This window comes from Blastococcus saxobsidens DD2, from assembly GCF_000284015.1.
GTDB classification, from domain to species: Bacteria; Actinomycetota; Actinomycetes; order Mycobacteriales; family Geodermatophilaceae; genus Blastococcus; species Blastococcus saxobsidens_A.
The window spans coordinates 3,900,538-3,926,764 of record NC_016943.1 but is presented as its reverse complement, the minus strand read 5'-3'; the positions used below and the strand labels follow the sequence as shown (position 1 = coordinate 3,926,764).

The window sequence follows — 26,227 nt, the reverse complement described above, 5'->3', positions numbered from 1 at the left end:
TAGGAGTCCCGACCAGCTGAGGGTGGCTCGGTCTCTCACGGCTGAGTTCGTGAGCGGGCCGAGTGTCAGGCGGAAGCGACGCGGTCCAGGATCGCCGTGGCCAGCTGCTCGGGCGCCTGCTCCGGGATCCAGTGCGTGATGCCGGCCAGCTCCACGAACCGGTAGTCGCCGGTCACGAATTCCTCGCACGCCTCCGCGGCCGTGCGCCCGATGGCGACGTCACCGTCGCTCCACACGTAGGTGGTCGGCAGCTGCACCTTGTCCACCCGGATGTCCGAGCTCATGGCCCGGTACCAGTTCAGGGCCGCGGTCAGGGCGCCCGGCGCCGAGAGCACCGCCAGGTACTCGTCGGCCGCCTCGGGGGAGACCCCCGTCTCGCCCTCGGTGCCCAGCAGCATCCGCCGGAGTCGCCGGGCGTCGTCGGCGAGCAGCACCTCCTCGGCCTTGCCGGGCTGCCAGAACAGCCGGATGTAGGCCGAGCGCTCCTTCTGCTCCGGGTCGATCCGGAAGGCCGCGGTGTAGGCGGCCGGGTGCGGCACCGAGACCGCTGTGAGCGATCGCACGCGGTCGCTGTGCCAGGCGGCCAGCGTCCAGGCGACGTTGGCGCCCCAGTCGTGGCCCACGACGTCGGCGACCGGGATCTCCAGCGCCGTCATGAGGTCCGCGCTGACCTGGGCCAGGTTCTGCATGGCATAGGCCTCGACCTCGCCGGGGCGGGCACCGGGGGAGTAGCCCAGCTGGTCGGGCGCGTAGGTGCGCAGCCCGGCCTGCGCGAGCAACGGCGTCACGGCGGCCCAGCAGGCGGAGGTCTGGGGGAAGCCGTGCAGCAGCAGTACGGGCCGGCCGTCCTCCGGTCCGTCGACGCGCACGTCGAAGGTCAGGTCGCCGACATCGGTCCGCAGCAGCTCTCCGGGCATGGCCCGGACGCTAACGGTCGCGACCCCGCCCCGCGTCGCCGGGAACGCCGGGCACCCGCCGCCGCGTTGGCCCTACATGTCGCTGACCCGACGACAGTTCCTCGCCGCGGCCGCAGGAGTGGGCGGAGCAGCCCTCACCGGCGGGGTCCTCGCCGACCAGGTGTGGCCGCTGCTCAGCCGGGAGGACCTGGTCCCCGGGCGGACGCCCGAGCTCGTGCTCCCGTCCCGGGCCTGGACCACCACCCCCGACCGGCTCACCTTCGCCGCGGTCGGGGACACCGGCACCGGCGGCCGGCAGGCGGTCGCGGTCGCCACCCGCATGGCCCAGGGGTATGAGCAGAACCCGTACGGGTTGATCACCCACCTCGGCGACATCTGCTACTACGGCAAGATCGAGAACCGCTTCGACGACGTCTTCCTCCGCCCCTACGGCCCGCTGATCGAGGCAGGGGTCGACGTCGAACTGGCCATCGGGAACCACGACGGCGAGGTCTACTTCAGCGACGCCCGGCTCGAGGAGATCGAGACCGAGCTGCGGCTGCTCGGCACGCCGGCCCGCTACTACCGGACCACCCACGGTCCGGTGGACTTCTTCTACCTCGACTCCAGCACGCCGGGGCTGTTCGGCGATGACGCCTCCCGGCAGCTGGACTGGCTGGACGACGCGCTCAGCACCTCGACCAGCCAGTGGAAGATCGTCTGCCTGCACCACCCGCCGTACTCCTCCGGCCGGCACGGGCCGACCCCCGGCGCGGAGGACATGCTGGTCCCGGTGCTCGAGCGGCACGCGGTGGACCTGGTGCTGACCGGGCACGACCACAACTACGAACGCACCATCCCGCTCGACGGGATCACCTACGTGGTGAGCGGTGGCGGGGCGAAGCTGACCCCGGTGCGACCGACACGGATCACCGCGGCCGCCGCGTCGGTGCTGCAGTACCTGCACGTGGAGGTCGACGGCGACCGGCTGACCGCCCGGTGCATCCGCCCCGACGGCGGTCTGGTGGACCGGTTCACCCTGCGGGCGCGCGAGGGCCGATGAGCACGCGGGTACGCGCGAGACGGACCATCCGGGAAGGTGCGGCGGCGCTCTACGGGCTGGCCGCGCTCGGCGTCGTCGTCGCGCCGGCGCTCATCCTCGACTCGACCGCGACCGGCGGCGGGGTGGCGCCCTCGTGGCAGGCGTGGGACCTGCTCGCGGTGAGCGCGGTGCTGGGGCTGGGCTACGGGGTCGTCTGCTACCGGCGGCTGCGCCGGCAGTCGACGATGACCCGCTCCCGGCCGAACGTCTGGATCGGCGCCGCGCACGCCCTGGTGGCGCTGGCCCTGCTGTCCTCGGTGCTGCTCGCCGTCGTCCTGCACCAGTTGGGGGACATGCAGGCGCCGCTGGCCGGCCAGGAGTGGACGCTGCTCGCCCTGTGGGGCGGGGTGCAACTGCTCGCGATCGCGGTCGCGGAGGCGGTGGAGCGCGGGGTGTTCCGCTGGCTCACCAGCCCCGAACGCCGGGCGGCAGCCGGACACGGCGAACGTCCCGTCCCGGCCCGCCACTACCGTCGGGGACCGTGACCAGCGCCGAACGGAACTTCGTCCTCGACCACCTCGACGACCTGCACGCCGATCTCGACACCTGGTTGCGCATCCCGTCGATCTCGGCCGACCCGCTGCACGCGCGGGACGTCGCCGCCAGCGCCACGTGGCTGGCCGACGCGCTGCGCCGCGTCGGCTTCCCGACCGTCGAGATCTGGCCGACCGACGGCGCACCCGCCGTCTTCGCCGAGTGGCCGTCGGCCGACGCCGACGCCCCGGTGGCGCTGGTCTACGGCCACCACGACGTGCAGCCGGTGGACCCGCTGGAGCTCTGGGCGCACCCGCCGTTCGAGCCGACCCGCGTGGAGGGCCCCGATGGTCCCGAGCTGCACGCCCGCGGCGCGATCGACGACAAGGGCAACGTCGCCTTCCACCTGCTCGGCATCCGCGCGCACCTCGCCGCCACCGGCCGGGACACCCCCGCCGTCACGGTCAAGCTGCTGATCGAGGGCGAGGAGGAGTCCGGCTCGCCGCACTTCCGCCGGTTGCTCGAGGACCGGCGGGACCGGCTGGGCTGCGACGTCGTCGTCGTCAGCGACACCGGCATGGCCGCCCCCGACGTGCCCAGCGCGGTGACGGCGATGCGTGGGCTGGCCGACGCCGAGATCACCCTGCGCGGCCCGGCCGTCGACCTGCACTCCGGGTCCTTCGGCGGCGCGGTCCCGAACCCGCTGCACGCCCTGGCCGAACTCCTGGCCAAGCTGCACGACGACCAGGGCCGGGTCACCCTGCCGGGCTTCTACGACCGGGTCCGCCCGCTGTCCGACCGCGAGCGCGAGCTGATGAGCCGGGTGCCGTTCGACGAGCAGGCGTGGCTGGCCGGTCCCGCGGCCTCGCGCGCCACGTACGGGGAGACCGGCTTCAGCACCCTCGAGCGCACCGGCGCCCGGCCGACCGCGGAGGTGAACGGCATGTGGGGCGGCTACACCGGCCCCGGCCACAAGACGATCATCCCGGCCGAGGCGCACGCCAAGCTCACCTTCCGGCTGGTCTCCGACCAGGCTCCTGCGGACGTCGGGCCGCAGCTGCGGGCCTGGGTGGAGGCCAACGTCCCGGCCGGGATCGAGGCCGAGGTGCACACCCCGCCCGGCGGTGTCGCGCCCTGCGCGAGCGACCTCGACTCGCCGGCCATGGGCGCGCTCCTGTCGGCCATCGGCCAGGCCTTCGACACCGCACCGGAGGACGTGCTCTTCACCCGCGAGGGCGGCAGCGGACCGGAGGCCGATCTCGTCGAGGTGCTCGGCGCGCCGCTGCTGTTCCTGGGCGCCGGCCTGCCCACCGACCGCATCCACTCGCCGAACGAGCGGGTGCTGCTGCCGATGCTGTACCGCGGAGCCGAGGCCGCGGCACACCTGTGGCGGGAACTGGCGGCCGCGCGGCTCCGCTAGGCGCGCGTCCCGACGACGACGGTCGCGCCGAGCTCGCCGTCCGCCACCAGCCGGGCGGCCAGCCCGGCAGCGGTGACGACGTCGACCGCGGTAGCGGCCTGCTCCTCGCCGCACTCGAACAGCAGCGCCCCACCCGGCGCGAGCCAGCGGGCGGCGCCGTCGACCACCCGGCGGACGAGGGCCAGGCCGTCGGGCCCGCCGTCCAGCGTCGCCCGCGGTTCGTGGTCGCGTGCCTCCGGCGGCATGAGGGCGATCGCCGCGGTGGGCACGTACGGCACGTTGGCGGTGAGGACGGCGATCCGGCCCACGAGCCCGTCCGGCAGCGCGGCGAACAGGTCACCTACGTGCACCGGGACGCCGGGCAGGTTCCGCCGGGCGCAGGCCGCCGCCGCGGCGTCGACGTCCGCGGCCTGCAGGTCGATCCCCGGGACGGCGGCGGCCAGTGCTGCCCCCACTGCGCCGGTGCCGCAGCAGAGGTCGACGACGACCGAACCCGGCCGGGCGCGCGCAGCTGCCGCACGGACCATCAGCTCGGTGCGCCGGCGCGGCACGAAGACGCCGGGCGCGACGGCGATCCGCAGGCCGCAGAACTCCGCCCAGCCCAGGACCTGCTCCAGCGGCACCCCGGCCACGCGCCGGTCCACCAGCGCAGCCAGCTCGGCGGCGTCCCCCGCGGCCGAGACCAGCAGCCGCGCCTCGTCCTCGGCGAAGACGCACCCGGCGCCGCGGAGCCGGCGCACGACGGCCGGGTCGGGTGCGACTGCCTTCGCGACGTTCAGGGCGACCTCCTGGTGGGCGCGGTGGGCGCGGTGGGCGAGGACGGTGGTCGCAACGCCTTACGCTGCACCCGTGACCGGGGTCGGGCAGAACGCTGCGCCGGGCTGGTACCCCGACCCGAGCGGTGCGGCCGGCATGGTGCGCTGGTGGGACGGGACGGGCTGGTCCGACGTCATGATGCCCGCGGGTCCGGGCGTCGCCGTGCACAGCGCCCAAGCCCGACCGCCGGCGTCGTCGCCGGACCCGGCGACCGCCGAGCTCCCCGCCACACCGCGTGGCTCCGGGCGGCCGTCCGCCTTCGGCCGGTGGGTGGCGGCCGGGTCGGTGCTCGTGCTCGTCGTCGCCGTCCTCTCGGTGCTGTGGCTCCGTCCCGGCACCACCGCTGCCGACCGCAGCACCGCCACCCAGCAGCCGGGTGCGCCGCTGCCGCCGCCCGCCGCGCCCTCGTTCCCGCCCGGCACCGTTCGGATCATCGACGAGGCGGCCGGCATCTCCTACCCGTACCTGGGCGAGGGCTGGCAGGAGTTCGACCTGGGCCTCCAGCTGGAGACCACGTCGACCGCCGGTCAGTACTTCACCACCCAGGAGGACACCCCCGACGGCGGGATCTTCATCTCCCAGTGCACCTCCGGCCCGGTGGCCGAGTGGTACGGCTGGGCCGGCCCGTCGACCCTCCGGAGCACCACCCAGGCGCTCGCCGACAGCGTGCGGGTGAACTACTACCCGGGCCCCAACGAGCGGGAGGTCCTGCGCGACGAGCCGCGGACCGTCGACGGGCACGCCGCCCACCTCTACGAGTTCGCCCTCACCTGGGACGTCGAGGGGTACGACGCCTCCGGCGAGCGCGCCGCGCTGCTGCTCATCGACGTCGGCCGCCCGGCGCCGGCGCTCCTCTACGTCTCGATCCCCAACACCCACGCCGAGCTCTACGGCGTCATCGACCGGGTCATCGAGTCCGTCGACGTGCTCTGACATGGTCGGCCTCCGGCCGACACCGCCACCAGGTGCCGTCCCCCTGCCGCGCTGAGCCGCTGCCGGTGTCCCGGTCGGGAGCCCTCCGGGCCCCGCGACCGACCCACACCGCCACCAGGTGCCGTCCCCCTGCCGCGCTGAGCCGCTGCCGGTGTCCCGGTCGGGAGCCCTCCGGGCCCCGCGACCGACCCACACCGCCACCAGGTGCCGTCCCCCTGCCGCGCTGAGCCGCTGCCGGTGTCCCGGTCGGGAGCCCTCCGGGCCCCGCGACCCGTCCACCTCGGACGGGTGCACCGCACGGCGGGCGTCACCGCCGCGCGGTTAGTGTCGGGAGCGTGACTGCAGCTGGTACCGAACTGACCCTGCGGCACCCGATCGAACGGTTCACGCTGGACAACGGCCTGCGGGTGGTCCTCGCCCCGGACCGGAGCGTGCCGGTGGTGGCGGTGAGCGTCTACTACGACGTCGGGATGCGCAACGAACCAGAGGGGCGCACCGGCTTCGCGCATCTCTTCGAGCACCTGATGTTCCAGGGGTCGGCCAACGTCGCCAAGATGGAGCATGCCCGGCTGGTGCAGGCCGCGGGCGGCACGTTCAACGGCTCGACGCACCAGGACTACACGAACTACTTCGAGGCGCTGCCCGCCGAGGCGCTCGAGCGCGCGCTGTTCCTCGAGGCCGACCGGATGGCCGCGCCGGCGATCACCGAGGAGAACCTCCGCAACCAGATCGACGTGGTGAAGGAGGAGATCCGGGTCAACGTGCTCAACCGGCCCTACGGCGCCTTCCCCTGGCTGCAGCTGCCGCAGGTCGCCTTCGACACCTTCGCCAACACCCACGACGGCTACGGCTCCTTCGTCGACCTGGAGTCCTCCACGGTCGACGACGCCACCGACTTCTTCTCCCGGTACTACGCGCCGGGCAACGCCGTGCTGTGCATCGGCGGTGACCTCGACGTCGCCGAGACCGACAAGCTCGTCCGCCGCTGGTTCGGCCCCGTCGGGGGCCGCGACGTCCCGCCGCTGCCGCCCACCGGTGAGCCCTCGCCCACCACGGTGCGCACGGCCGTGGTCGAGGACGCGCTGGCGCCGGCGCCGGCACTGGCCATCGGCTGGCGGGTGCCCGACCCGGTCGGCGACTTCGACACCTACCTGGGCACCGTGCTGCTCGCCGAGCTGCTCAGCGAGGGCGACGCCTCACGCCTGGAGCGCCGGCTGATCCACGACGACCGGATCGCCATCGCGCAGAGCAGTTACGTCGGGCTCTTCGGCGACCCGTTCGACGTGCGGGACGCCACCTTGCTGACCACGCAGGTGCACCACCCGGCTGCGGTCCCGGCCGACCGCGTGATGGCCGCGGTGCACGAGGAGATCGGCCGCATCGCCGAGGACGGCGTCGAGCCGGCCGAGCTGCGCCGGGTGCAGGCCCGCATCGAGGCCCAGCTGCTCCAGCAGGCCGACTCGGTGCTCGGCCGCACCCTGGCCTTCGCCGCCGCCGAACTGATCCACGGCCGTGCCGAGCTCGCCGGCGAGCTGGCCGCCCGGCTCGCCGCCGTGACGCCGGAGGCCGTGCAGGCGGCCGCCCGCGGGCTCGACCCGGGTACCGCCGCGGTGCTCGAGCTGCGACCGGCGGGAGGCCGTCCATGAGTGCCGGAGGCGCCGGTTCCCCACTGGAGGTGCGTCGATGACCGCGACCCAGGAATCCCCGCTGATCCCGCCGCTGGGCGAGCCCCGGCCCTACCCGGTCCCGGTGGTCGAGGAGACCACGCTGCCCACCGGCCTGCGCGTCGTCGTGGTGCCCCGGCCGGGTGTGCCGCTGGTCGAGCTGCGGCTGCGGGTGCCGCTCGCCTCGCCCAGCGCGCGCAACGCGGGGGTGCACGCGGCCCGCGGCGCGGTCCTGTCCGGCGCGGTGCTGCTCGGTACGGACCAGCACGACCAGACCGGCATCGCGCAGCTGCTGCAGAGCCACGGCGCAGAGCTGTCGGTGAGCACGGACGCCGACCGGCTGGTCTTCGGGACGACGCTGCTGCCCGACGGCCTCGGGCCCGTGCTCGGACTGCTCGCCGAGCTGCTCACCGGCGCCACGTACCCGGCCGGCCAGGTCGACGGCGAACGCGACCGGCTCGCCGAGCGGATCGCCATCGCCCGCACGCAGCCCGGCACCATCGCCCGCTCGGCGCTGGCCGCCCGCCGCTACGGCGCCCACCCGTACGCGATCCAGCTGCCCGATGCCGACCTCGTCTCCGCGGTCCGCGCGCCGGCGCTGCGGCGCCTGCACCGGGACCGGGTGGTGCCGGCCGGCAGCATCCTCGTGCTCGTCGGGGACCTCGATCCGCATGCCGCGACCGACACGGTGGCCGCGGCCCTCGGCGGCTGGACGGCGACCGGCAAGGCGGTGGAGACGCCGCCGGTGGACGAGCAGCGGGCGGCGGACATCCAGCTGGTCGACCGCCCCGGCGCGGTGCAGTCCAACCTCAGGCTGGGTGGCCCGGCCCCCGGCCGCACTGAGCCGGACCTGCCCGCGGCCCGGCTCGCGGCGATGGTCTACGGCGGCTACTTCTCCTCCCGGCTGGTGGAGAACATCCGCGAGCGGCGGGGATACAGCTACAGCCCGCGCAGCGCCGTCGAGCACCAGCGTGCCGGCTCGTCCTTCCTCGTCGAGGCCGACGTCGCCACCGAGGTCACCGGCCCGGCCCTGCTGGAGACGCTCTACGAGCTGGGGCGCATGGCGCTCACGCCGGTGACCGAGGCCGAGCTGGACGCCGCCCGCCGCTACGTCCTCGGCAGCATGGCGCTGTCCACCTCCACCCACGCGGGATTGGCCAGCACGCTGTCGGCGCTGCTGGGTGTGGGGCTGCCGGCCGACTGGCTGAGCACCCACCAGCGCGACCTGACCGCCGTGACGGCCGAGCAGGTCCAGGCGGCGGCCGCGCGGTACCTGGCGCCGGAGCAGCTCACCGCGGTCGTCGTGGGCGACGCCGGCCGGGTCGCCACCGCACTCGGGACCCTCGCACCGGTCACCGTCACCGGGGGCGGCGAGCAGGCGTGACCGGCGGGTCGGGCACCGGCGGGTGGCCGCTGCTGTCGCGGACCGTGCACGACCGGGCGCATCTCGCCCGCCTGCTGCCCGACCCCTGCGGGGGGCGACCCGTCCGGGTGCTCACGGTCGACGCCGCCCGTACCGCGCCGGTGCACGAGGACCCGTCCGGCCCGCGGCTGGTGTGGGACGAACGGCCGTCGCTGCCGGTCGGTGCGGTGTTCCTCGGCGAGGCCGACGGCGTGCCCTACGCCGCGGTCCGCGGCGAGCGCGCGCTCACCGTCAACGGCCGGCGCGTGGACCGGTGGGCCGGCCTGCGCGACCTGGGTGCGAACCTGGACGACCTGGACGGCGGTCTGCTCGCCCAGGCCGTCGGCATCCTCGAATGGCACGAGCGGCACCGGTTCAGCCCGCTCACCGGGGCGCCGACCACCGTGGAACGGGCCGGCTGGACGCAGCGCGACCCGACGACCGGGGTCGAGTTCTTCCCGCGCGTCGACCCCGCGGTGATCATGCTGGTCCACGACGGGGCCGACCGCGTCGTGCTCGGCCGGCAGGTGGTCTGGCCGCCCGGGCGCTTCTCCATCCTGGCCGGTTTCGTGGAGCCGGGGGAGTCGGCCGAGGCCGCTGTCGCCCGCGAGGTCGAGGAGGAGGTCGGCCTGCGGGTCACCGACGTGCGCTACGTGGCCAGCCAGCCGTGGCCGTTCCCGCAGTCGCTGATGCTCGGCTTCGTGGCCCGGGTCGACGGCGATCAGGAGATCCGGATCGATCCGACCGAGATCGAGGAGGCGCGCTGGTTCACCCGGGAGGAGTTGCGGACACCGGACGGGCAGCTCGCGGTGCCGCCGTCGATCTCGATCGCCCGCCACATCCTGGACCGCTGGGTGAACGACGAGCTGGACTGACGCTCACGGGGGGAAGCGGCCGCCCAGGACCAGCGCCGGCCGGTCCGGGTGGTCGGCCAGGACGACGGCGTCGGCCAGTGCCATCGGGTCGACCTCGGCGTCGTAGCGGTCGTAGGCAGGCAGGGCCCAGGCCTGCTCGACCGGGGCGCGCCGGCGGCGCGCGGCCGGTGACAGCCGCAGGTGCACCACGACGTCGAACGCCAGGCCGACGCCTTGCAGCAGTGCCCCGGGCATCAGCAGCACGGCCCCGGCCGGCAGCGGCACCCGCGGGACACGGGCGGCCCGGTCACGGGTGAGGTCCCACAGCACCGGCAGGTACTCCCCGGAACCACCGGGCCCGGTCGGCGCGAGCACCTCCCGGTCGAGGGCGCCCACGTCGAGCCAGTCGGTGTACCGGGCGTCGGGGTCGGTGCGGCCGTGCTCGAGCCGCAACGACGCCGGCCGGTAGAACCCGGTGGCGGGAACCACGACGGCAGCCCGCCCCAGTGCGGGAAGTCGATCGGCGATCGCCGCGGCGAGCACCTCCGGGTCGGCGAACTCCGGACCGTCGACGGCCACGCGCAGCGCGACCGCTCCCGCTTCGGCGGGGGTCTCCGCCAGCAGGACGGCGAGACGGGCGGCGAGGGCCTCGGGCGACAGCGGCTCCGGACGGGTCAGGACCGGCCGTCCGCGGCGGCGACGGCGCCGGTGGCCACCCGCACCATGGGTGCCGCGGACGTCCCGACGAGGGGCGCCGAGTCCTCGGCGGACCCCGGCGCGGCGGCGTCGGAGGCCAGACCGTCGAGCACCTCGCGGGCGAGCTCGACGACGGGCCGGCCCTGGGTGCGTGCCTCCCGGCGCAGCGTCTCGAACGCCGCCCGCGGGCTTGAGCCGTGCCGCTCGGCGAGCACGCCGATCGCCCGCTCGGTGGACACCCGGGCGGCGAGGGCGTGCTCGAGTTGCGCGACGGTGCGTTGCAGTGCGGCGATCCGCGCCTCGACCGGGTCGCCCTCGGTGGGGGCGGTCACCGGGCCACGTGCCGCGCGCCGGGCGGTGCGGTCGGGCTCGGGCAGCGCGCCCAGTTCCTCGGCCACCAGGTCGGCCAGCGTCATGCCCTCGACGAGACCGTCGACGCGCTCACCCGGGAAGACGCCGCCCGACCGCGGGACGACGACCCAGCCCCGCCCGGTGCGGGTGACGGCGACCGGCGGCCCGTCGGTGAGGGGGCACCCGGAGCCCCGGGGACGACGAGCGGCGTGCGGGAACGCCCACTCGTCGGACTCCTCGGGCGGCCGGGGACCGGGGACCACGTGCCTCACGCCTCCGGGAGCCGGGCGAGCTGGGACCTGACCGCGTCGATGCTCGGGTTGGTCAGCGCGCTGCCGTCGGCGAACACCAGCGTGGGCACGGTGCGGTTGCCCCCGTTGGCCGCCACGACGATGTCAGCTGCCTGCGGGTCGGCCTCGATGTCGACCTCCGCGAAATCGATGCCCTCGCGCTGCATGAGCTTCTTCAGCCGCACGCAGTAACCGCACCACGTGGTGGTGTACATCGTGACGGCAGCGCCGGGGGTCGTGGTCATCGCGGGGGAGTCTCCCTGTTCGTGCCTGACGGGTCCAGCCCCGGGGCGGGGTGGCGTGGGTGCGTGCATCCCAACGTGTCGTCCCTGGGGATGCTTCCCGCCGGCGGTCCGCGCCGGCTGGGAGGATCGTCCCGGGCCGGGCAGGTCCGGTGGACAGGGCGAGGGACGGGGAGGCACGGCCGAGATGGTGCATGCGGACGCGGAGGCCGTCCTGGCCGGCCTCGACGACGAGCAGCGCGCGGCGGCGCAGGCGGTGTCGGGCCCGGTCTGCATCCTCGCCGGTGCCGGCACCGGCAAGACCCGCACGATCACGCACCGCATCGCCTACGGCGTGCACACCGGGGCCTACGTGCCCGAGCAGGTGCTCGCGGTGACGTTCACGGCGCGTGCCGCAGGAGAGCTGCGTGCCCGGCTGGCCGCTCTCGACGTCGGCGGGGTGCAGGCGCGCACCTTCCACGCCGCGGCCATGCGCCAGCTGCGGTACTTCGCGCCGCGCGTGCTCGGTGGGCCGATGCCCGGGCTGATCGAGAACAAGCTGCGCGTGGTCGCCTCCGCGGCGGCCCGCAACCGGCTCACCACCGACCGCACCAGCCTGCGGGACCTCGCCGGCGAGATCGAGTGGGCGAAGACGACGCTGGCCACGCCCGAGGACTACCCGGCCCGGGCCAAGGCGGCCGGGCGGGAGGCGCCCTTCGAGCCGGCCGCGGTCGCGGCGGTGTACGAGAGCTACGAGTCGGCCAAGCAGCGCGACGGGGCACTGGACTTCGAGGACCTGCTGCTGGTCACCGCCTACGCGCTCGAGGGGCACCCCGACGTCGCGCGGCAGGTGCGCGCGCAGTACCGGTACTTCGTCGTCGACGAGTACCAGGACGTCAACCCGTTGCAGCAGCGGCTGCTCGATGCCTGGCTCGGCGGCCGGGCCGAGGTCTGCGTCGTGGGTGACCCGAACCAGACGATCTACTCGTTCACCGGGGCCGACCCCGACTACCTGCTCGGGTTCGCCGACCGCTATACCGACGCCGCCGTGGTCAAGCTGGAACGCGACTACCGCTCCACGCCACAGGTGGTCGGCCTGGCGAACCGGCTGATCGGTCAGGCGCCCAAGCGCAAGGGGCTCCCGGGGCTGCGCCTGCTCGGCCAGCGGGCGGGAGGCCCGGAGCCGACGTTCGTGGAGCACCCCGACGAGCCGGCCGAGGCCGCGGCGGTCGCGGCGCGGTGCAAGGCGCTGATCGACGACGGCACCCCCGCCGCCGAGATAGCGGTCCTCTTCCGCATCAACGCGCAGTCGCAGGTGTACGAGTCGGCGCTGACCGACGTCGGGGTGCCCTACGTCCTCAAGGGCGGCGAGCGGTTCTTCGAGCGCCCCGAGGTCCGCGAGGCCGTCCTGCTGCTGCGCGGCGCGGCGGCCGGCGGCAACGAGCCCGGCATGCTCGTGCCCGCCGTCCGCGACGTGCTCGCCTCGACCGGTTGGGTCGAGCACCGGCCGCCGCCCGGAGGAGCGGCGCGCGACCGCTGGCAGTCGCTGGCCGCACTCGTCGACCTCGCCGTCGACCTCGTGGCCGAGAACCCGTCGCTCGACCTGGCCGGCTTCGTCACCCACCTGGCCGAGCGGGCCGACGCCCAGCACGCGCCCACCGTCCAGGGCGTCACGCTCGCCTCGATGCACGCGGCCAAGGGCCTGGAGTGGGACGTCGTCTTCGTCGTCGGCCTGGTCGACGGCGTGCTTCCCATCGCGCAGTCGCTGAGCCGTCCGGAGGCGGTGGAGGAGGAACGCCGGCTGCTGTACGTGGCCGTCACCCGGGCCCGCGAGCAGCTCACCCTGTCGTGGTCCCTGGCCCGCAATCCCGGGGGCCGCCGTTCCCGGCCGCGCAGCCGGTTCCTCGACGGGCTGGCGCCGGGCTCGGGTCCCACCGCCCCGCCGGCCCGCCGGCCGGCGAAGAAGCAGAAGGTCGTCCTCGAGGGGGAGGCCGGCGAGCTGTTCGAACGGCTCCGGGCCTGGCGGAGCCAGGCCGCCCAGTCGGCGTCGGTCCCGGCCTACGTCGTCTTCACCGACGCGACCCTGCAGGCCATCGCCGAGAGCCGCCCGGCCAGCCTCCGGGAGCTGTCGGGGCTGCCCGGCATCGGCGCCCGGAAGCTCGAGCTCTACGGCGAGGACGTGCTGGCCGCCGTCAGCAGCTGATCGGACGTGCCGACGCCGTCGCCGAGGGCGACGGCAGGCGGTTCCGGAACCGGCGGAACGCCCCGCCGGAGGAAGCGTCGTCAATTCGATTGACCTCGGATCCGGGGCCGTCCTAGTAGCGCGTCGCCGCTAAATCCGGCAGGTGGGACAATCTCGTGTCAGCAGCTTCCCCCTGCTGACAGGACGATGGCCATGCCCAAATCGAAGGTCTTCACGGCTTGCTTGTCTTCGACCGACCGTGCGGCGTTGCTCAAGATCGTGACCACGGGCGAGCATCCGGCGAGGATGATCACGCGTGCCCGGGTGCTGTTGGAGATGGACGAGAACGCCGGCCCGATCGCTGAACGGGCGGTGATCGGTGCGCGGGTCGGGGTGTCGACCACGACGGTCGCCGCGGTCGCGAAGCGGTTCGTCGAAACCGGCGGTGACGTCGAGGCGACGATCACCCGCAAGAAGCGCGCCTCGCCGCCGGTCGCCCCGATCGTGACCGGGGAGGTAGAGGCCCGGCTGGTCAAGATGGCCTGCTCGGCGCCACCGGAAGGGTATGACCGCTGGTCGTTGCGCCTGCTGGAGAAACACGTCGCGTTGGTCGACGACATCCCCGATCTGGATCACTCGACCATCGGCCGGGTCTTAAAAAAACGAAACTGCGTCCTCATCTGAAGAAGTGCTGGACCATCCCGCCACACGCCAACGGCGAGTTCAGCGCCCGAATGGAAGACGTGTTGGCCGTCTATGCCCGCCCCCACGACTCGGCGCGTCCGGTGGTGTGCATGGACGAGAAGCCCTACCAACTGCTCGGCCACGCCCGCGAGCCGATCCCGGCCACGCCGGGCCACGACCGCAAGGAAGACAGCGAGTACGTCCGCCACGGCACCTGCTCGATCTTCGTCTGGGTCGAGCCGCTGCGTGGCTGGCGCCACGTCGATGCCCATCCACGGCGCACCAAGCTCGACTGGGCCCACCAGGTCGACCGGCTGCTCACCTGCGACTATCCCGACGCGGAGAAGGTGGTGCTGGTGATGGACAACCTCAACACCCACACCATCGGGTCGCTGTACGAGGCGTTCCCACCCGAGAAGGCGTTCGGCCTGGCGCAACGCCTGGAGATCCACTACACCCCCAAGCACGGCTCCTGGTTGAACATCGCCGAGATCGAACTGTCCGCGCTGACCGGTCAATGCCTGGACCGGCGCATCGACGACCTCGGCGTGCTCAATACCGAACTCGCCGCCTGGCAGCAGGCCACCAACGCCGACCAACGCCAAGTGAACTGGCACTTCACCACCGCCGACGCCCGGGTGAAACTACGACACCTGTACCCCGAACAATTAGAAGCGACAGCCTACTAGTGTCCCGTTCCACACGCGCTGCACCACCGTGCACGCCCGGCCGCCCGGCCGGTGCGCGGGCAGAGGAAGGAGGGGCATCCCGATGACCAGCATCACCTGGACCACTGCTGCCTCCACCGACCTCCTGGGCCGGGACGGCGTCGATGTGCGCGCGGGTGGCCCGACCATGGCCGGCCGCGCCGCCCGGCACGAGGGCACCGGTCTGCCCATCGCGGCCTGCACCGGCGTCCAGCCGGCCACCGGGGTCGCCGGCGGAACCGCTGACACGGGCACGCCCCGCATCGCCTCCGCCTTCGACCGGCGCCCGAAGTCGCTCCGCACCGCCGAGCACTTCCCCGTGTCCACCTACCTGCCCCAGAACGACGGCACCACCCTCGGGATCCGATCTCCGGGGAGACCGCTGAGCTAGCCGCTCACCGGTCCTCCTCGAGGCCGCGGAACCCGAACCCCGGGATCCGCGGCCTCTTCTCTTTTCCTCCGCGGCGCCCGGCCCCCGACCTCGGTCGGCGGACCTCCCGCCGGCCGTACCCGACCAGTACGAGGAGGAGCGGCCGTGCAGCAGACGATCGACCGCCCGACGTCCCACCGCCGGCCCGGGCTCCCCTGGACCGGCGGCGCCACGCCGAGCAGCCCTCACCCACCCCACCGGCGGCGACCACACCCCCCGCTGTCACCCGCACCGGTCCGGCGCCCCCTGCCGTGCCGGGTCCAGGACCCCGAGCTGTGGTTCTCCGAGAGCCCGGCCCAGCTGGAGCTCGCCAAGAGCTTCTGCGGCGACTGCCCGGCCCGGGACTCCTGCCTGGCCGGCGCGCTCGACCGCGCCGAGCCCTGGGGCGTCTGGGGCGGCGAGATCTTCGAGCGCGGTGCGGTCATCGCGCGGAAGCGGCCCCGCGGCCGTCCCCGCAAGGTCGTCGCCGCGTGAGCCCACGCCCGTCGACGACCGGTGGACCGACACCCGACAACCGACATCCAGCGCACCCGGCGGCCCCGCCGGGCCGCCACCCGGAGGAACCCACCATGCACATGCTCGAACACCAGCTGGCGACCAACCGCATGCGCGAGCTGCAGGCCGAGGCGATGGCCGCATCACGCGCCCGGCGGCTCTACCTGGCGCGCCGGTCCGCCCGTCGCGCCGAACGAGCGGTCCGCCGGGCCGCCCGCGCCAGCGCCGCCGTCTTCTGACCGGCCGGCATGCTCCGACCGGCCACGGATACGTCCGTGGCCGGCCCGTCCCCCGGACCGGCGCCAGGCCGCCGGTCCGGGGGGACGGGCCGATCATCCCCGGCCGCTCACTCCCGGAAGCCGGGGAGCCACTCCGCCAGCACCGCCCGCCAGTCGGCCGCGGCGTCGAGCTGGCACAGCACGCCGATGGACCCCATCGACACCCGGTGGATCAGCAGGTACGCCGGCGGCAGGTTCAGCTGCCGGCCCAGCCGGTTGGCCTCGGTGCGGGGATCGGCGATCCGCATCGCCTGCTCCTGCATCCAGGCGCGGGTGAAGTGGAAGTGGTGGCCGGCGATCGGCGCCAGCAACGGCCGGAGGTAGTCCAGGACCCCCTCGGGGTCGACCTCGATCCCGGGGCGCACGAAGCCCTCGGTGCGCAGGTCGGCCAGGACCTCCGTCGCCCGGCCCGCCAGTGCCCAGCGCAGCAGGCGGCCGATGGGCTCGGGATGCCCGTCGGGCAGCCGCGCGGTGGCCCCGAAGTCGATGACCCCGAGCCGGCCGTCGGGCAGCAGCCGGAAGTTCCCGGGGTGCGGGTCGGCGTGCAGCAGGCCCGCCCGCTGGGGGGCGGAGAAGTGCAGCACCGCCAGCAGGCGGCCGGCGCGGTCGCGGTCGGCCCGGCTGCCGTCGGCGATGACGCGGGAGAGCGGATTGCCCTCGATCCACTCGGAGACGATCACCTTGGGCGCGCTGGCCACCACCCGGGGCACGGCGATCTGCTCGTCGCCGGCGTAGGCGACGGCGAAGCCCCGCTGCGCGTCGGCCTCCAGGGTGTAGTCGAGTTCCTCGACCACCCGCGCCTTCAGCTCCGCGATGAGCGGCTTGACGTCGAGCCCGGGGAACACCGCGGTGAACAGCCGGGCGAACCGGGCCAGCTGGTTGAGGTCGCTCATCAGCGCGGTGGCCGCGCCCGGGTACTGGATCTTGACGGCGACGTCGCGACCGTCCCGCCAGGTGGCGCGGTGCACCTGCCCGATGCTGGCCGCGGCCGCCGGCGCGTCGTCGAACTCGCGGAACCGCTGCCGCCAGGTGCCGCCGAGCTGCTGGGCCAGGACCGCGTGCACGGTCCGCACCGGCATCGGCGGCGCCTCCTCCTGCAGCTTGGTGAGGGCCTCCCGGTACGGCGCCGCCATCTCCTCGGGCACCGCCGCCTCGAAGACCGACAGCGTCTGCCCGAGTTTCATGGCGCCGCCCTTGAGCTGGCCGAGGACGGCGAACAACTGCTCGGCGGTGCGCTGCTGCAGTTCGGCGTTCACCGCGTCGGCCGACTGCCCCGACAACCGCCTGCCCAGCCCCATGGTGGCCCGTCCCGCCGCTCCCAGGGGCAGCGAGGCCAGCCGGGCCGTCCGCGCGACCGACCCCCGCGGCATCACCGGTCGCTCGTCGCTCACGCGTCCTCCTCGCCGGCGCCCGGTGGTAGCGGCGCCGTGTCGTGTCCGGTGAGCCCGTGAGCTCGCTCAGCGGTCCATTGTGGCCTGTGCGACCGGGGGCGCGCCGGGAGGAGGTGTCTCGCCCTCGCCCGGGCTCCCTGCCCCGCCGGCCGTCGCGCCGCAGTGGCAGGCCGGATGGGGCGGCCATCGGCGCAGGCGGGGCAGCAGTTCCGGTGGGCGTACCTCCACCGTGGCGTCGAGGGTGAGCGGCGCACCGCCGCCGTCCAGGTACGCCAGGGCCTGGCCGGCGGCCAGCAGCGCGGTGAGCAGGCAGGTCAGCGTGGCGCCGCTGGCGGGTGCCTCGGTCGCGGTCAGCTGCGCAGCCAGCCGTGGCCATCGCGCATCCGCGTCGCGGCGGTGCAGGTCACCGCAGTGCAGGCAGCTGCTGGTGCCGGGGACCACCAGCGGCCCGACGACGCCCGTCTCGCCCCGGACGGTGGCCACCAGGTGTGCCCCGTCGGCTCCGCCGACCAGGGGATCCGAGGCGGCCCAGGCCCCGGTGAGCACCGTCAGGTCGGGCGTCAGTCCGGCCGGCAGGGGGCCGAGGTCGGTGAGCGGGCTGGCGCGGCGGATCGCGTCGGCCGCTGCCACGCTGCGCGGCCGCCCCTCGTCGGCTGCGGTCAGCCCGCCCACCACGGTGTCGGCCGCGGTCACGACCCCCGCGTCGCGCACGATCACCCGGCCGACCCCGCTGGCGGCGAGGACGGCGGCCAGCGGCGTGCCCACCCGTGTCGCCCCCTCGACCACCACGGTGGCCAGCCGCCGCGTCCGCCAGGCAGCAGGCCGGCTGCCGGGCGCGCCGGTCGCCGCCGGCAGCTCCACCGCCGCCCGCGCGACCGCGGCCGGTCCGGTGCCGATCGCGAGCAGGTCGGCGACGTCGAGGTCGGTGAGCAGGCCGGTCTGCCGGCACGCCTGGAGGACCGCGTCGACCAGGGCGGGCTCCAAGCCGTCGCGGGCGGCGTCGGCCCGGACCACCCGCTGCGACCGGCGCCCGTCCAGGCCGCGCAGCAGGGGCGCCAGGCCGGCGGCGGGCGCCAGGAGGAGGCCGTCGGTGGAGTCGACCCCACCGACCTGCAGGCTGCCGGCGTCGCCGAGGAGCAGCGGGGTCGCCGCCGGGAGGAGGGGATGGACGCTGTCGCTCACCCCGGCAGGGTGGCAGCCCGGCGGTGGGCCCGCGGCCGTCGTCCACAGGGGGGAGGACGACGAACGGCGGCGTCCCGGGTGAGGAACGCCGCCGTCGCGACCTCCCGGCCGGGAGGTGCGGTGTCTCTCAGGCCTTGCCGAGGATCCGGTTCATCTTGGTGCCGCACACCGGGCAGGTGCCCTGTGCCATGCGGCGACCGGACTCGCTCACCTTGACCTCGCCGTCGAAGTCGCGCTTCTCCTTGCACTTCACGCAGTAGCCGTTGTAGCTCTCCGCCACGGGATCTCCTCGTCTCTGGGGCGTCCCGGCTCGCACGCCGGGCGCCGTTGCGCGAGCACGCTACCCGGCGCGGGCGCCCGCGATGCCTCCGGCGGCCGCCCCGGGCGCACGGGGGCCGCACAGCCGGCAGCCGTGATGGCGGTGCGTCACCCACAGCTGTGGACAGCCCTGTGGACGCGATGGGGACGGGCAGGCGTGTCGCTGTGCGGAACCGGGGGACGGCGCCGGGAGGGGGCACCTGCCGTGGTGGCCGGCGCGGCTGCGACCTGCGCGGATGTCCCCATCCGGGTGTGGACGGCACGCCGGCGGTCGCCTCGTCACCGGCTGGAGCGGCGGCCATGTCCACCGTCCGTGCGACCTGCACCCGAGAGGGTGTCCCTGCGCAGGCGCCACGGCCGAACGGTGCCCTACGGTTCCTCCGTGCCCGGAACCACTCGCGACGCCGCCGCCCTGCCTGAGCCGGCGGACGACGACCTCGTGGAGGTCCGACGCAGCACGCGCCGGCGGCGCACGGTGACCGCATACCGCGAGATGGGCCGCACCGTGGTCCTCATCCCGGCGGCGTTCAGCCCGGCCGAGGAGCAGCGCTGGGTCGCCCAGATGGTGGCGAAGCTGCGGGTCCGCGAGGAGCGCAGGAAACGGTCGCTCGGCGGCGACGCGGAACTCCTCGCCCGCGCCCGGGCGCTCTCGGCCGCCCACCTCGACGGGCTCGCGGAGCCGGCGAGCGTGCGCTGGGTGGACAACCAGCACCGGCGCTGGGGATCGTGCACGCCGGCCGACCGCACCATCCGGCTGTCGAGCCGGCTGCGCTCGATGCCGGAGTACGTCGTCGACTACGTGCTGGTGCACGAGCTCGTGCACCTGCTCGAGCCCGGCCACGACGACCGCTTCTGGGTGCTGGTCGCCCGTTACCCGCGGGCGGAACGGGCGCGCGGCTTCCTCGAGGGCGTCGAGCTCGCCGCCATGGCCGGCGCGGCCGGCCAGGACGGCGCCCCCGACATCGTCGACTAGGGGCGCTGACCGGGCTCCTCACCGGTCTCGTCGTCAGCCGGCGGCTCCTCCTGCGCCGGGCGGTCCGCGTCGTCGGCGTTCAGCGCGGCCAGTTCGTCGTCGAAACCCTGGCGGGCGACGAAGTCCAGCGGCTCGTCCAGGTCCTCCGAGGTCGGCAGGAGGTCGGGGTGCGACCACAGCCGGTCCCGGTCGGCGCTGCCGTGCTGCTGCCCCATCGCGCCCCAGACGGTCGCGGCGTCGCGCAGCCGGCGGGGGCGCAGCTGCAGCCCGACGAGCGTGGCGAAGGTCTGCTCCGCCGGACCGCCCGAGGCCCGCCGGCGGCGCATGGTCTCGGCCAGCGCGGCGTGGCCGGGGAGCCGGTCGGCGGCGGCCGCCGCGACGACGGTGTCCACCCAGCCCTCCACCAGGGCCAGCAGCGTCTCCAGCCGGCGCAGCGCCATCTGCTGCTCGGGCGTCTCCTCCGGCTCCAGCACACCGCTGCCCAGCAGCCGCTGGATGCTCTCCGGGTCGCTGGGGTCCAGGCCGCCGCCCAGGCCGCCCGACATCGCCTCGTTGATCCCGCGTTCGATCGCCTCGCGGTCGATGGTGATGCCGCGGGCGTAGGCGTGCACCGCGTCCTGCAGCTGCTGGCGCAGCCACGGGACGTGCGCGAACAGCCGCTGCGAGGCGGCCTCCCGCAGCGCCACGAAGAGCCTGACCTCGTCGGCGGGGCGGTCGAGCCCCTCGGCGAACGCGGCCAGGTTCTGCGGCACCAGCACCCCGGTGCCGGCCGGTGCCAGGGGCAGCCCGACGTCGGTGCTGGTGAGCACCTCCTCGGCGAGCTTGCCCAGCGCCTGCCCGACCTGGGCGCCGAACATCACGCCGCCCATCCGACCCATGATCCCGGCGATCGGACCGAACGACATGGCCGCCTCCTGGGGGAGTGCGCTGGTCATCGCCGCCACCACCCGCTCGGCGAGCGGATCGATCAGCGCGGTCCAGGCCGGCTGGGTCTGCTCGACCCACTCCACCCGTGACCAGGCGGCGGTGCGCTCGATGCCCGACGGCAGCTCGGTGACCTGGTCCAGCCAGAGGTCGGCCAGCCGCAGCGACTCGGCCGCACCCGTCCGCTCCGCCTCCGACGAGGGCTGGTGCCCGGCCGCCAGTTGGCTGATCGCGCCCTGGCGGGCGAGGTCCCAGTTCACCGGGCCGCCGGACCAGTTCATCAGCTTCTGCAGCTCGGCGAACAGCGGCATCTTGCCGAGCACGTCCTCCGGCGAGCCGCCTCCCGCCATGCCCCCGAAGAGGGCTCCCAGGCCGAACGGGTCACCGCCGCCCTGGTCTCCGCGGCCGGGTTCCCGGCGCTCGGGGTCACGGTCGGGAGGGCCGAAGCCGAACGGCACGTCACTCATGCATCCACGGTAGACGGGTGATCTTCGGTCGGGGGGTGCGGCGCTGCGCCGGTAGCGGACAGGGCGGCTGTCAGGTGATGCCCAGGTGGGCGACATAGGCTCGCCCCTCGTGACCCGTCGGATCGCCGTCCTCAGCGTGGGCGCCGTGCTGCTGCTGCTGTTCGGCGTGCTCGGCACGAGCGTGCCGGTGCCGTACGTGGCGCAGGTGCCCGGCCCCACCTTCAACACGCTCGGGGAGATCGACGGCGAGCCGATCATCGAGGTGCAGGGCAGGGAGCGCGACGACGTGGCCGGAGACCTCACCCTCACCACGGTCGGCGTCAGCCGGGGTGGGCTGAGCCTGGTCCAGGCGGTCCGTGGCTGGTTCGACGACGAGGTGAGCGTCGTCCCGGAGGAGACGGTGTACCCGCCGGACCGGAGCGAGGAGGAGACCCGGCAGGTGAACCGGCAGGCGTTCCTCACCTCCGAGCAGGCCGCCGAGAGCGTCGCGCTCGGCGAGCTGGGCTACCCGGAGAAGGTCGTCGTCCGGGGCGTGGCCGAGGAGTCCCCGGCAGAGGACCGGCTGGAGGAGGGTGACGCGCTCGAGTCGATCGACGGGCGCCCGGTGCCCGACTCGGACGTGCTGGCCGACGTGCTCGCCGACATCCCGCCGGGCAGCACGGTGACCGTGGGCTACACGCGGCTGGGTGAGCCGGGCACGACCACGGTGACCACCAAGGCCGCCGAGGGCCGGGCGGGCTCGCTGCTGGGCATCTCCGTGCTCGACCAGCCGGCGGCACCGTTCGACGTGGACATCCAGGTGGCCGACGTGGGCGGGCCCTCGGCCGGTCTCATGCTGACGCTCGGGATCCTCGACCTCGTGGGGGAGGAGGACCTGACCGGCGGAGCGGTGGTGGCCGGCACCGGCACCATCGACCTCGAGGGGAACGTGGGGCCGATCGGCGGCGTCCCGCTGAAGATGCTCGCCGCCCGCGACATCGGGGCCGAGCTGTTCCTGGTGCCGGCGGACAACTGCGCCGAGGCGGTCGCCGGCCCCGACGCCGGCGTCCCGATGGCCAAGGTCGCGACCCTCGACGACGCCCTCGCGGCACTCGCCGACCTGCGGGCCGGCCGGACCCCGGAGAGCTGCTGACGCCCTGACCGGCGCAACCGTCCGGCCGGGAACCCCGCGCCGTCCGGTGCGTTGTCCTGAAGACCGGGGCTCGCCCCGGAACCGCGAACCCCGTACCACCCGGCCCCCGCGGCCGGTCGTCCCGTGGCCCCTGCGGCCACGCCTGCAACTGAAGGAGCCCGCTCGTGGCCATGCGGCCCCCCGTGCCGGTACCGACCCTGTCGCGGCGCGCGAAGCTGGTCATCGGCGCCATCGCCGTGCTGCTGGTGCTGTTCACCGTCGTCGGGACGCTCACCAGCGTCTACGTCGACTTCCTCTGGTTCGAGGAGACCGGGTTCACCGAGGTCTTCTGGACCGAGCTCCAGACGCGTGCGCTGCTGTTCGCCGTCGCCGCGGTGGCGACCGGTGGGCTGACGGCGCTGGCCATGTACCTGGCCTACCGGTTCCGTCCCACTTTCCGCCCGATGTCGCTCGAGCAGCAGAACCTCGAGCGTTACCGGCAGTCGCTGGAGCCGCGCCGCGCGCTCGTGCTGACCGGCGTGGCGGTCGTGCTCGGCCTGTTCGCGGGCTTCACCGCGCAGGCCAACTGGGAGACGTGGCTGTCGTTCCGGAACAGCACCGACTTCGGCCGGACCGACCCGCAGTTCGGCATCGACCTGTCGTTCTTCGTCTTCGACTACCCCTTCTACCGGCTGCTGCTCGGGTTCGGGTTCGCCATCGTCATCCTGGCGCTGATCGGCTCGCTGCTCACCCACTACGTCTTCGGCGGGCTGCGGCTGCAGACCCCCGGGCAGAAGCTCACCGCGGCCGCGCGCGTGCAGCTCTCCGTGCTGCTGGGGCTGTTCGTGGCGCTCAAGGCCGTCGCCTACTGGCTGGACCGCTACGGGCTGGTCTACTCCGACCGCGGTGACGTGTTCACCGGCGCGAGCTACACCGACGTCAACGCACTGCTGGTGCCGAAGACGATCCTGGTCTTCGTGGCGGCGGTCTGCGCCGTGGCGTTCTTCGCCAACATCGTCGTCCGCAACTTCCTGCTGCCCGCCGCGGCCCTGGTCCTGCTGCTGGTCTCCAGCCTGGTCATCGGCGTCGCCTACCCGGCGATCGTGCAGCAGTTCGTGGTGAAGCCCAGCGCCAACGAGAAGGAGGCGCTCTACATCGAGCGCGCCATCGAGTCGACCCTCCAGGCGTACGGCCTCGACGACATCGACTACGTCGACTACGCGCAGGACACCGCCGGGGACGCGGACGCCCCGGCGGTGCTGGCGGAGTTGCGCAACGACACGGAGACGATCCCGAACGCGCGGCTGCTGGACCCGAACGTGCTCTCCGAGACGTTCACGGCGCGCCAGCAGATCCGCAACGTCTACGGGTTCCCGGAGAAGCTGGACATCGACCGCTACGAGATCGACGGGGAGCTGCGTGACTACGTGGTGGCCGCACGCGAGCTCGACAGCGCCGGCCTGAGCGAGAACCAGGACACCTGGATCAACCGGCACACGGTCTACACCCACGGGAACGGCTTCGTCGCCGCCCCCGCCAACGAGGTCGTCGCGGGGCAGGAGGGTGGTGAGCCGAACTTCACGACCCGCGACCTGCCGCCGGTCGGCACCATCGACATCGACCAGCCGCGCATCTACTACGGCGAGCTGATCGACGACTACTCCGTCGTCGGTGCGCCGGCGGGGGCACCGCCGCGCGAGTTCGACCAGCCCGAGGGTGGATCCGAGCAGGAGGAGATCAACAACACCTACGACGGCGAGGGTGGCATCTCGATCGGCAGCTTCTTCCGCCAGCTGACGTTCGCCATCTACTACCGGGAGCGCAACTTCCTGCTGTCCGGTGCGGTCAACGACGAGTCCAAGGTGCTCCACGTCCGCAATCCGCGGGACCGGGTCGAGAAGGCGGCGCCGTTCCTCGAGGTGGACGGCGACGCGTACCCGGCGGTCATCGACGGCGAGATCAAGTGGATCCTCGACGGCTACACGACCTCGGATTCCTACCCCTACGCCGAGCAGATGGAGCTGGGTGAGGCGGCGGCCGACGCACTGACCACGGCGACGACGGCGCTGCCGAACGAGACGTTCAACTACATCCGCAACTCCGTGAAGGCCACGGTGGACGCCTACGACGGCACCGTCACGCTGTACGCCTGGCAGCCCGAGGACCCGGTGCTGCAGACCTTCATGAAGGCGTTCCCGGGGACCATCCAGCCGCGCACCGAGATGAGCGAGGAGCTCATCAGCCACGTGCGGTACCCGCAGGACCTGTTCAAGGTGCAGCGGGACATCCTGACCCGGTACCACGTGGACGACCCGGCCGACTTCTACGAGCAGAGCGACCGCTGGCAGATTCCCGACGACCCGACGCAGGACACCAATCAGGACCAGCCGCCCTACTACATCCTGGCCCAGCGGCCGGGCGACGACGAGGCCACCTTCCAGCTGACCAGCGCGCTGAACGCCTTCCAGCGGGACAACCTCTCGGCGTTCATCTCGGCGTCGAGTGCGCCGGAGACCTACGGGGACATCCAGGTGCTGCGGCTTCCGGGCAACACCCCGTTCCGCGGCCCGGAGCAGGTGCAGAACGCGTTTCTGACGAACAACCAGGTCCGGCCCGACCTGACCCTGTTCAACAGTGAGAACTCCGACGCGGTCTTCGGCAACCTGCTGACCCTGCCCATCGGGGATGCCGGACTGCTCTACGTCGAACCGCTGTACGTCCGCGGCGCCGGCGAGGGTGGCTTCCCGCTGCTGCAGAAGGTCCTGGTCAACTTCGGGGACCGGATCGGCTACGCCGACACCCTCGCCGGGGCTCTCGACCAGGTATTCGGCGCGGGGGCGGGGGAGTCGGCCACCGACAGTGACGACATCGCCGACACGGTCGACGAGGACGCCACGCCGGAGATCGTGCCCGATCCGGGGACGAATCCGGACCCGGCGCCGGACATCGACGAGATCCCACCCGGCGACACGCAGGTCAACCCGGATCTGGCCGAGGCGGTGGTCGACATCAACGCCGCCCTGGCGGCGCTGGCCACCGCGCAGCGCGGCGGTGACTTCGCCGGCCAGGGCCAGGCCCTGGAGGACCTCCAGACCGCGGTCGACGCCTACCAGGCGGCCCAGCGGGCGGCAGCCGGCGAGTGATCCCGGGGTGGGGTCGGTGGGCGGGCGCCCACCGACCCCACGGACCTGGTACGGTGGTCATAGCGACGCGGGGTGGAGCAGCTCGGTAGCTCGCTGGGCTCATAACCCAGAGGTCACAGGTTCGAATCCTGTCCCCGCTACCACCACGAAGGCCCGGCCCCCAGGGGGCCGGGCCTTCGTCGTTCCGCGATCTCGTGGTCGGTCACACCGAGCTGAGCCGTTCGTCCCGAGAGCGGGTGTCCGGCCAGTCGCGAGACCACTCGTCGGCCTGGGGCGACGTGCGGCGGTACGGCGTGGGCCGAGGGCGCGCCGGTGCCGACGGCCGATGCCGGTGCGCGGCGGGCCGCAGGGCGGTGGCCACGGGGTCCGGAGCGGCGGGCACGGCCGGCGGCGCGACCGCGTGCGCGGGCGGGCGCGGCCGGGTGGTCAGCGCAGCCAGGAGCGAATGCGGCCGGGTGCGGTCGTCCTCGTGCTCGGCGGCGGCCGGGAGGGGCCGCGCCGGTGGAGCGGGGAACGGCTCGCGACGGGGCGGGTGCGCCGGGTCGGGGAGCCGGAGCTCGGCGAGGTCCTTCCACGTCGAGTGCCGCAGCCCGTCGACGGTGCAGCGGACCCGGGCGGCCACCCGGCCGTCGGGTGTGTGCCGCCAGCCGAGCAGTTCGCCGGAGTACCAGATGCCCCGGTGGTGGATCTCCACCGGCTGCGGGTTCCCGACGAACCTGCCCGCCGCCATGTCTCCCGCCACGGGTCGGACTGTAGGTCGGCCGCGGACACGGGCCGGGGAAGGCGCGCGTCGTGCCCGGACGCGGTGTGGCACCGCGTCACA

The 26,227-nt window shown here is 74.1% G+C and carries 26 protein-coding genes and 1 tRNA gene; 17 read left to right on the top strand and 10 right to left on the bottom strand.

Annotated features, from left to right (window positions below):
* Nucleotides 1-65: 65 nt before the first annotated feature.
* Nucleotides 66-917: an alpha/beta fold hydrolase gene (locus BLASA_RS18575; RefSeq protein ID WP_014377762.1), complete on the bottom strand. Its 852-nt coding sequence runs from the start codon at nt 915-917 to the stop codon at nt 66-68.
* On the opposite strand from BLASA_RS18575, the gene BLASA_RS18570 reads away from it, so the two are divergent.
* Genes BLASA_RS18570 through BLASA_RS18560 form a run of 3 tightly spaced genes read left to right on the top strand, consistent with a single transcriptional unit; the run spans nt 916 to nt 3,892 of the window.
* Nucleotides 916-1,959: a metallophosphoesterase family protein gene (locus BLASA_RS18570; RefSeq protein ID WP_083878052.1), complete on the top strand. Its 1,044-nt coding sequence runs from the start codon at nt 916-918 to the stop codon at nt 1,957-1,959. The genes BLASA_RS18575 and BLASA_RS18570 overlap by 2 nt on opposite strands.
* A complete protein-coding gene (locus BLASA_RS18565) occupies nt 1,956-2,483 on the top strand; it encodes a hypothetical protein (protein ID WP_014377760.1) in 528 nt (175 codons plus the stop codon). Before BLASA_RS18570 ends, BLASA_RS18565 begins: the two co-directional genes overlap by 4 nt.
* Nucleotides 2,480-3,892: a M20/M25/M40 family metallo-hydrolase gene (locus BLASA_RS18560; protein ID WP_014377759.1), complete on the top strand. Its 1,413-nt coding sequence runs from the start codon at nt 2,480-2,482 to the stop codon at nt 3,890-3,892. Before BLASA_RS18565 ends, BLASA_RS18560 begins: the two co-directional genes overlap by 4 nt.
* On the opposite strand, the gene BLASA_RS18555 is transcribed toward BLASA_RS18560, so the two are convergent.
* Nucleotides 3,889-4,632: a putative protein N(5)-glutamine methyltransferase gene (locus tag BLASA_RS18555; RefSeq protein ID WP_014377758.1), complete on the bottom strand. Its 744-nt coding sequence runs from the start codon at nt 4,630-4,632 to the stop codon at nt 3,889-3,891. The two genes, BLASA_RS18560 and BLASA_RS18555, sit on opposite strands and share 4 nt — an antisense overlap.
* A 109-nt stretch (nt 4,633-4,741) precedes the next feature.
* On the opposite strand from BLASA_RS18555, the gene BLASA_RS18550 reads away from it, so the two are divergent.
* The 4 genes from BLASA_RS18550 (at nt 4,742) to nudC (ending at nt 9,582) form a co-directional block, all read left to right on the top strand.
* Complete coding sequence (locus tag BLASA_RS18550) at nt 4,742-5,641, top strand: DUF2510 domain-containing protein (protein WP_014377757.1); 900 nt, start codon at nt 4,742-4,744, stop codon at nt 5,639-5,641.
* A 335-nt stretch (nt 5,642-5,976) separates the two neighbouring features.
* Nucleotides 5,977-7,287 (top strand): M16 family metallopeptidase, encoded by a 1,311-nt coding sequence (locus tag BLASA_RS18545; protein WP_014377755.1) that lies wholly within the window; start codon nt 5,977-5,979, stop codon nt 7,285-7,287.
* Between the two features lie 37 nt (nt 7,288-7,324).
* Nucleotides 7,325-8,689 (top strand): M16 family metallopeptidase, encoded by a 1,365-nt coding sequence (locus BLASA_RS18540; RefSeq protein ID WP_014377754.1) that lies wholly within the window; start codon nt 7,325-7,327, stop codon nt 8,687-8,689.
* Nucleotides 8,686-9,582 carry an NAD(+) diphosphatase gene (nudC, locus tag BLASA_RS18535; protein ID WP_014377753.1) on the top strand — a complete coding sequence of 299 codons (897 nt, stop codon included), beginning with the start codon at nt 8,686-8,688 and terminating at the stop codon, nt 9,580-9,582. The genes BLASA_RS18540 and nudC overlap by 4 nt, the downstream gene beginning before the upstream one ends.
* A gap of 3 nt (nt 9,583-9,585) precedes the next feature.
* On the opposite strand, the gene BLASA_RS18530 is transcribed toward nudC, so the two are convergent.
* The 3 genes from BLASA_RS18530 to BLASA_RS18520 all read right to left on the bottom strand — a co-directional run bounded on the left by BLASA_RS18530 (nt 9,586) and on the right by BLASA_RS18520 (nt 11,143).
* Nucleotides 9,586-10,140 carry a uridine kinase gene (locus tag BLASA_RS18530; protein WP_014377752.1) on the bottom strand — a complete coding sequence of 185 codons (555 nt, stop codon included), beginning with the start codon at nt 10,138-10,140 and terminating at the stop codon, nt 9,586-9,588.
* Between the two features lie 95 nt (nt 10,141-10,235).
* On the bottom strand, nt 10,236-10,880 hold the full coding sequence (locus BLASA_RS18525; RefSeq protein ID WP_014377751.1) for an ANTAR domain-containing protein: 645 nt from the start codon (nt 10,878-10,880) through the stop codon (nt 10,236-10,238).
* The gene (locus BLASA_RS18520; protein ID WP_014377750.1) at nt 10,877-11,143 is read right to left on the bottom strand and encodes a mycoredoxin; all 267 of its coding nucleotides are present in this window, start codon (nt 11,141-11,143) and stop codon (nt 10,877-10,879) included. Before BLASA_RS18520 ends, BLASA_RS18525 begins: the two co-directional genes overlap by 4 nt.
* A 184-nt stretch (nt 11,144-11,327) precedes the next feature.
* Between BLASA_RS18520 and BLASA_RS18515 the strand changes: the two genes are divergently transcribed.
* From BLASA_RS18515 to BLASA_RS25205, 6 genes are all read left to right on the top strand, one after another.
* The gene (locus BLASA_RS18515) at nt 11,328-13,322 is read left to right on the top strand and encodes an ATP-dependent helicase (protein WP_014377749.1); all 1,995 of its coding nucleotides are present in this window, start codon (nt 11,328-11,330) and stop codon (nt 13,320-13,322) included.
* Nucleotides 13,323-13,508: 186 nt separating this feature from the next.
* A complete protein-coding gene (locus BLASA_RS25640; protein ID WP_231839494.1) occupies nt 13,509-13,985 on the top strand; it encodes a helix-turn-helix domain-containing protein in 477 nt (158 codons plus the stop codon).
* Complete coding sequence (locus tag BLASA_RS25210) at nt 13,874-14,674, top strand: IS630 family transposase (protein ID WP_197536355.1); 801 nt, start codon at nt 13,874-13,876, stop codon at nt 14,672-14,674. The genes BLASA_RS25640 and BLASA_RS25210 overlap by 112 nt, the downstream gene beginning before the upstream one ends.
* Nucleotides 14,675-14,756: 82 nt before the next feature.
* Nucleotides 14,757-15,083 (top strand): hypothetical protein, encoded by a 327-nt coding sequence (locus tag BLASA_RS18500; protein ID WP_014377746.1) that lies wholly within the window; start codon nt 14,757-14,759, stop codon nt 15,081-15,083.
* 144 nt (nt 15,084-15,227) lie between these two features.
* Entirely contained in the window at nt 15,228-15,596 is a 369-nt protein-coding gene (locus BLASA_RS18495) for a WhiB family transcriptional regulator (RefSeq protein WP_014377745.1), read from the top strand.
* 95 nt (nt 15,597-15,691) lie between these two features.
* Nucleotides 15,692-15,856 (top strand): hypothetical protein, encoded by a 165-nt coding sequence (locus BLASA_RS25205; protein WP_014377744.1) that lies wholly within the window; start codon nt 15,692-15,694, stop codon nt 15,854-15,856.
* Nucleotides 15,857-15,963: 107 nt separating this feature from the next.
* On the opposite strand, the gene BLASA_RS18490 is transcribed toward BLASA_RS25205, so the two are convergent.
* The 3 genes from BLASA_RS18490 to BLASA_RS25200 all read right to left on the bottom strand — a co-directional run bounded on the left by BLASA_RS18490 (nt 15,964) and on the right by BLASA_RS25200 (nt 18,748).
* Nucleotides 15,964-17,286 (bottom strand): ABC1 kinase family protein, encoded by a 1,323-nt coding sequence (locus BLASA_RS18490; protein WP_014377743.1) that lies wholly within the window; start codon nt 17,284-17,286, stop codon nt 15,964-15,966.
* A 66-nt stretch (nt 17,287-17,352) separates the two neighbouring features.
* The gene (locus tag BLASA_RS18485; RefSeq protein WP_014377742.1) at nt 17,353-18,468 is read right to left on the bottom strand and encodes a ThiF family adenylyltransferase; all 1,116 of its coding nucleotides are present in this window, start codon (nt 18,466-18,468) and stop codon (nt 17,353-17,355) included.
* A 127-nt stretch (nt 18,469-18,595) separates the two neighbouring features.
* A complete protein-coding gene (locus BLASA_RS25200) occupies nt 18,596-18,748 on the bottom strand; it encodes a DUF5679 domain-containing protein (RefSeq protein WP_012950213.1) in 153 nt (50 codons plus the stop codon).
* Nucleotides 18,749-19,168: 420 nt separating this feature from the next.
* Between BLASA_RS25200 and BLASA_RS18480 the strand changes: the two genes are divergently transcribed.
* Nucleotides 19,169-19,759 (top strand): M48 family metallopeptidase, encoded by a 591-nt coding sequence (locus BLASA_RS18480; protein WP_014377741.1) that lies wholly within the window; start codon nt 19,169-19,171, stop codon nt 19,757-19,759.
* On the opposite strand, the gene BLASA_RS18475 is transcribed toward BLASA_RS18480, so the two are convergent.
* On the bottom strand, nt 19,756-21,150 hold the full coding sequence (locus BLASA_RS18475) for a zinc-dependent metalloprotease (RefSeq protein WP_014377740.1): 1,395 nt from the start codon (nt 21,148-21,150) through the stop codon (nt 19,756-19,758). The genes BLASA_RS18480 and BLASA_RS18475 overlap by 4 nt on opposite strands.
* 109 nt (nt 21,151-21,259) lie before the next feature.
* On the opposite strand from BLASA_RS18475, the gene BLASA_RS18470 reads away from it, so the two are divergent.
* The 3 genes from BLASA_RS18470 to BLASA_RS18460 all read left to right on the top strand — a co-directional run bounded on the left by BLASA_RS18470 (nt 21,260) and on the right by BLASA_RS18460 (nt 25,547).
* Nucleotides 21,260-22,282 (top strand): PDZ domain-containing protein, encoded by a 1,023-nt coding sequence (locus tag BLASA_RS18470; protein WP_014377739.1) that lies wholly within the window; start codon nt 21,260-21,262, stop codon nt 22,280-22,282.
* Nucleotides 22,283-22,452: 170 nt separating this feature from the next.
* Nucleotides 22,453-25,404: a UPF0182 family protein gene (locus tag BLASA_RS18465; protein WP_231839659.1), complete on the top strand. Its 2,952-nt coding sequence runs from the start codon at nt 22,453-22,455 to the stop codon at nt 25,402-25,404.
* 66 nt (nt 25,405-25,470) lie between these two features.
* Nucleotides 25,471-25,547: transfer RNA gene (locus BLASA_RS18460), tRNA-Met, on the top strand.
* 59 nt (nt 25,548-25,606) lie between these two features.
* On the opposite strand, the gene BLASA_RS18455 is transcribed toward BLASA_RS18460, so the two are convergent.
* Nucleotides 25,607-26,146, bottom strand: a complete 540-nt coding sequence (locus BLASA_RS18455) for a hypothetical protein (protein ID WP_014377737.1) — start codon at nt 26,144-26,146, stop codon at nt 25,607-25,609.
* Nucleotides 26,147-26,227 lie beyond the last annotated feature (81 nt).

Coding starts and splice junctions, on each gene's coding strand:
- BLASA_RS18570 (WP_083878052.1), top strand. CDS start 916: ATGGCCCGGACGCTAACGGTCGCGACCCCGCCCCGCGTCGCCGGGAAC.
- BLASA_RS18575 (WP_014377762.1), bottom strand. CDS start 917: ATGCCCGGAGAGCTGCTGCGGACCGATGTCGGCGACCTGACCTTCGAC.
- BLASA_RS18520 (WP_014377750.1), bottom strand. CDS start 11,143: ATGACCACGACCCCCGGCGCTGCCGTCACGATGTACACCACCACGTGG.
- BLASA_RS18475 (WP_014377740.1), bottom strand. CDS start 21,150: ATGAGTGACGTGCCGTTCGGCTTCGGCCCTCCCGACCGTGACCCCGAG.
- BLASA_RS18565 (WP_014377760.1), top strand. CDS start 1,956: ATGAGCACGCGGGTACGCGCGAGACGGACCATCCGGGAAGGTGCGGCG.
- BLASA_RS18465 (WP_231839659.1), top strand. CDS start 22,453: ATGCGGCCCCCCGTGCCGGTACCGACCCTGTCGCGGCGCGCGAAGCTG.
- BLASA_RS25640 (WP_231839494.1), top strand. CDS start 13,509: ATGGCCATGCCCAAATCGAAGGTCTTCACGGCTTGCTTGTCTTCGACC.
- BLASA_RS18500 (WP_014377746.1), top strand. CDS start 14,757: ATGACCAGCATCACCTGGACCACTGCTGCCTCCACCGACCTCCTGGGC.
- BLASA_RS18515 (WP_014377749.1), top strand. CDS start 11,328: ATGGTGCATGCGGACGCGGAGGCCGTCCTGGCCGGCCTCGACGACGAG.
- BLASA_RS25205 (WP_014377744.1), top strand. CDS start 15,692: ATGCACATGCTCGAACACCAGCTGGCGACCAACCGCATGCGCGAGCTG.
- BLASA_RS18540 (WP_014377754.1), top strand. CDS start 7,325: ATGACCGCGACCCAGGAATCCCCGCTGATCCCGCCGCTGGGCGAGCCC.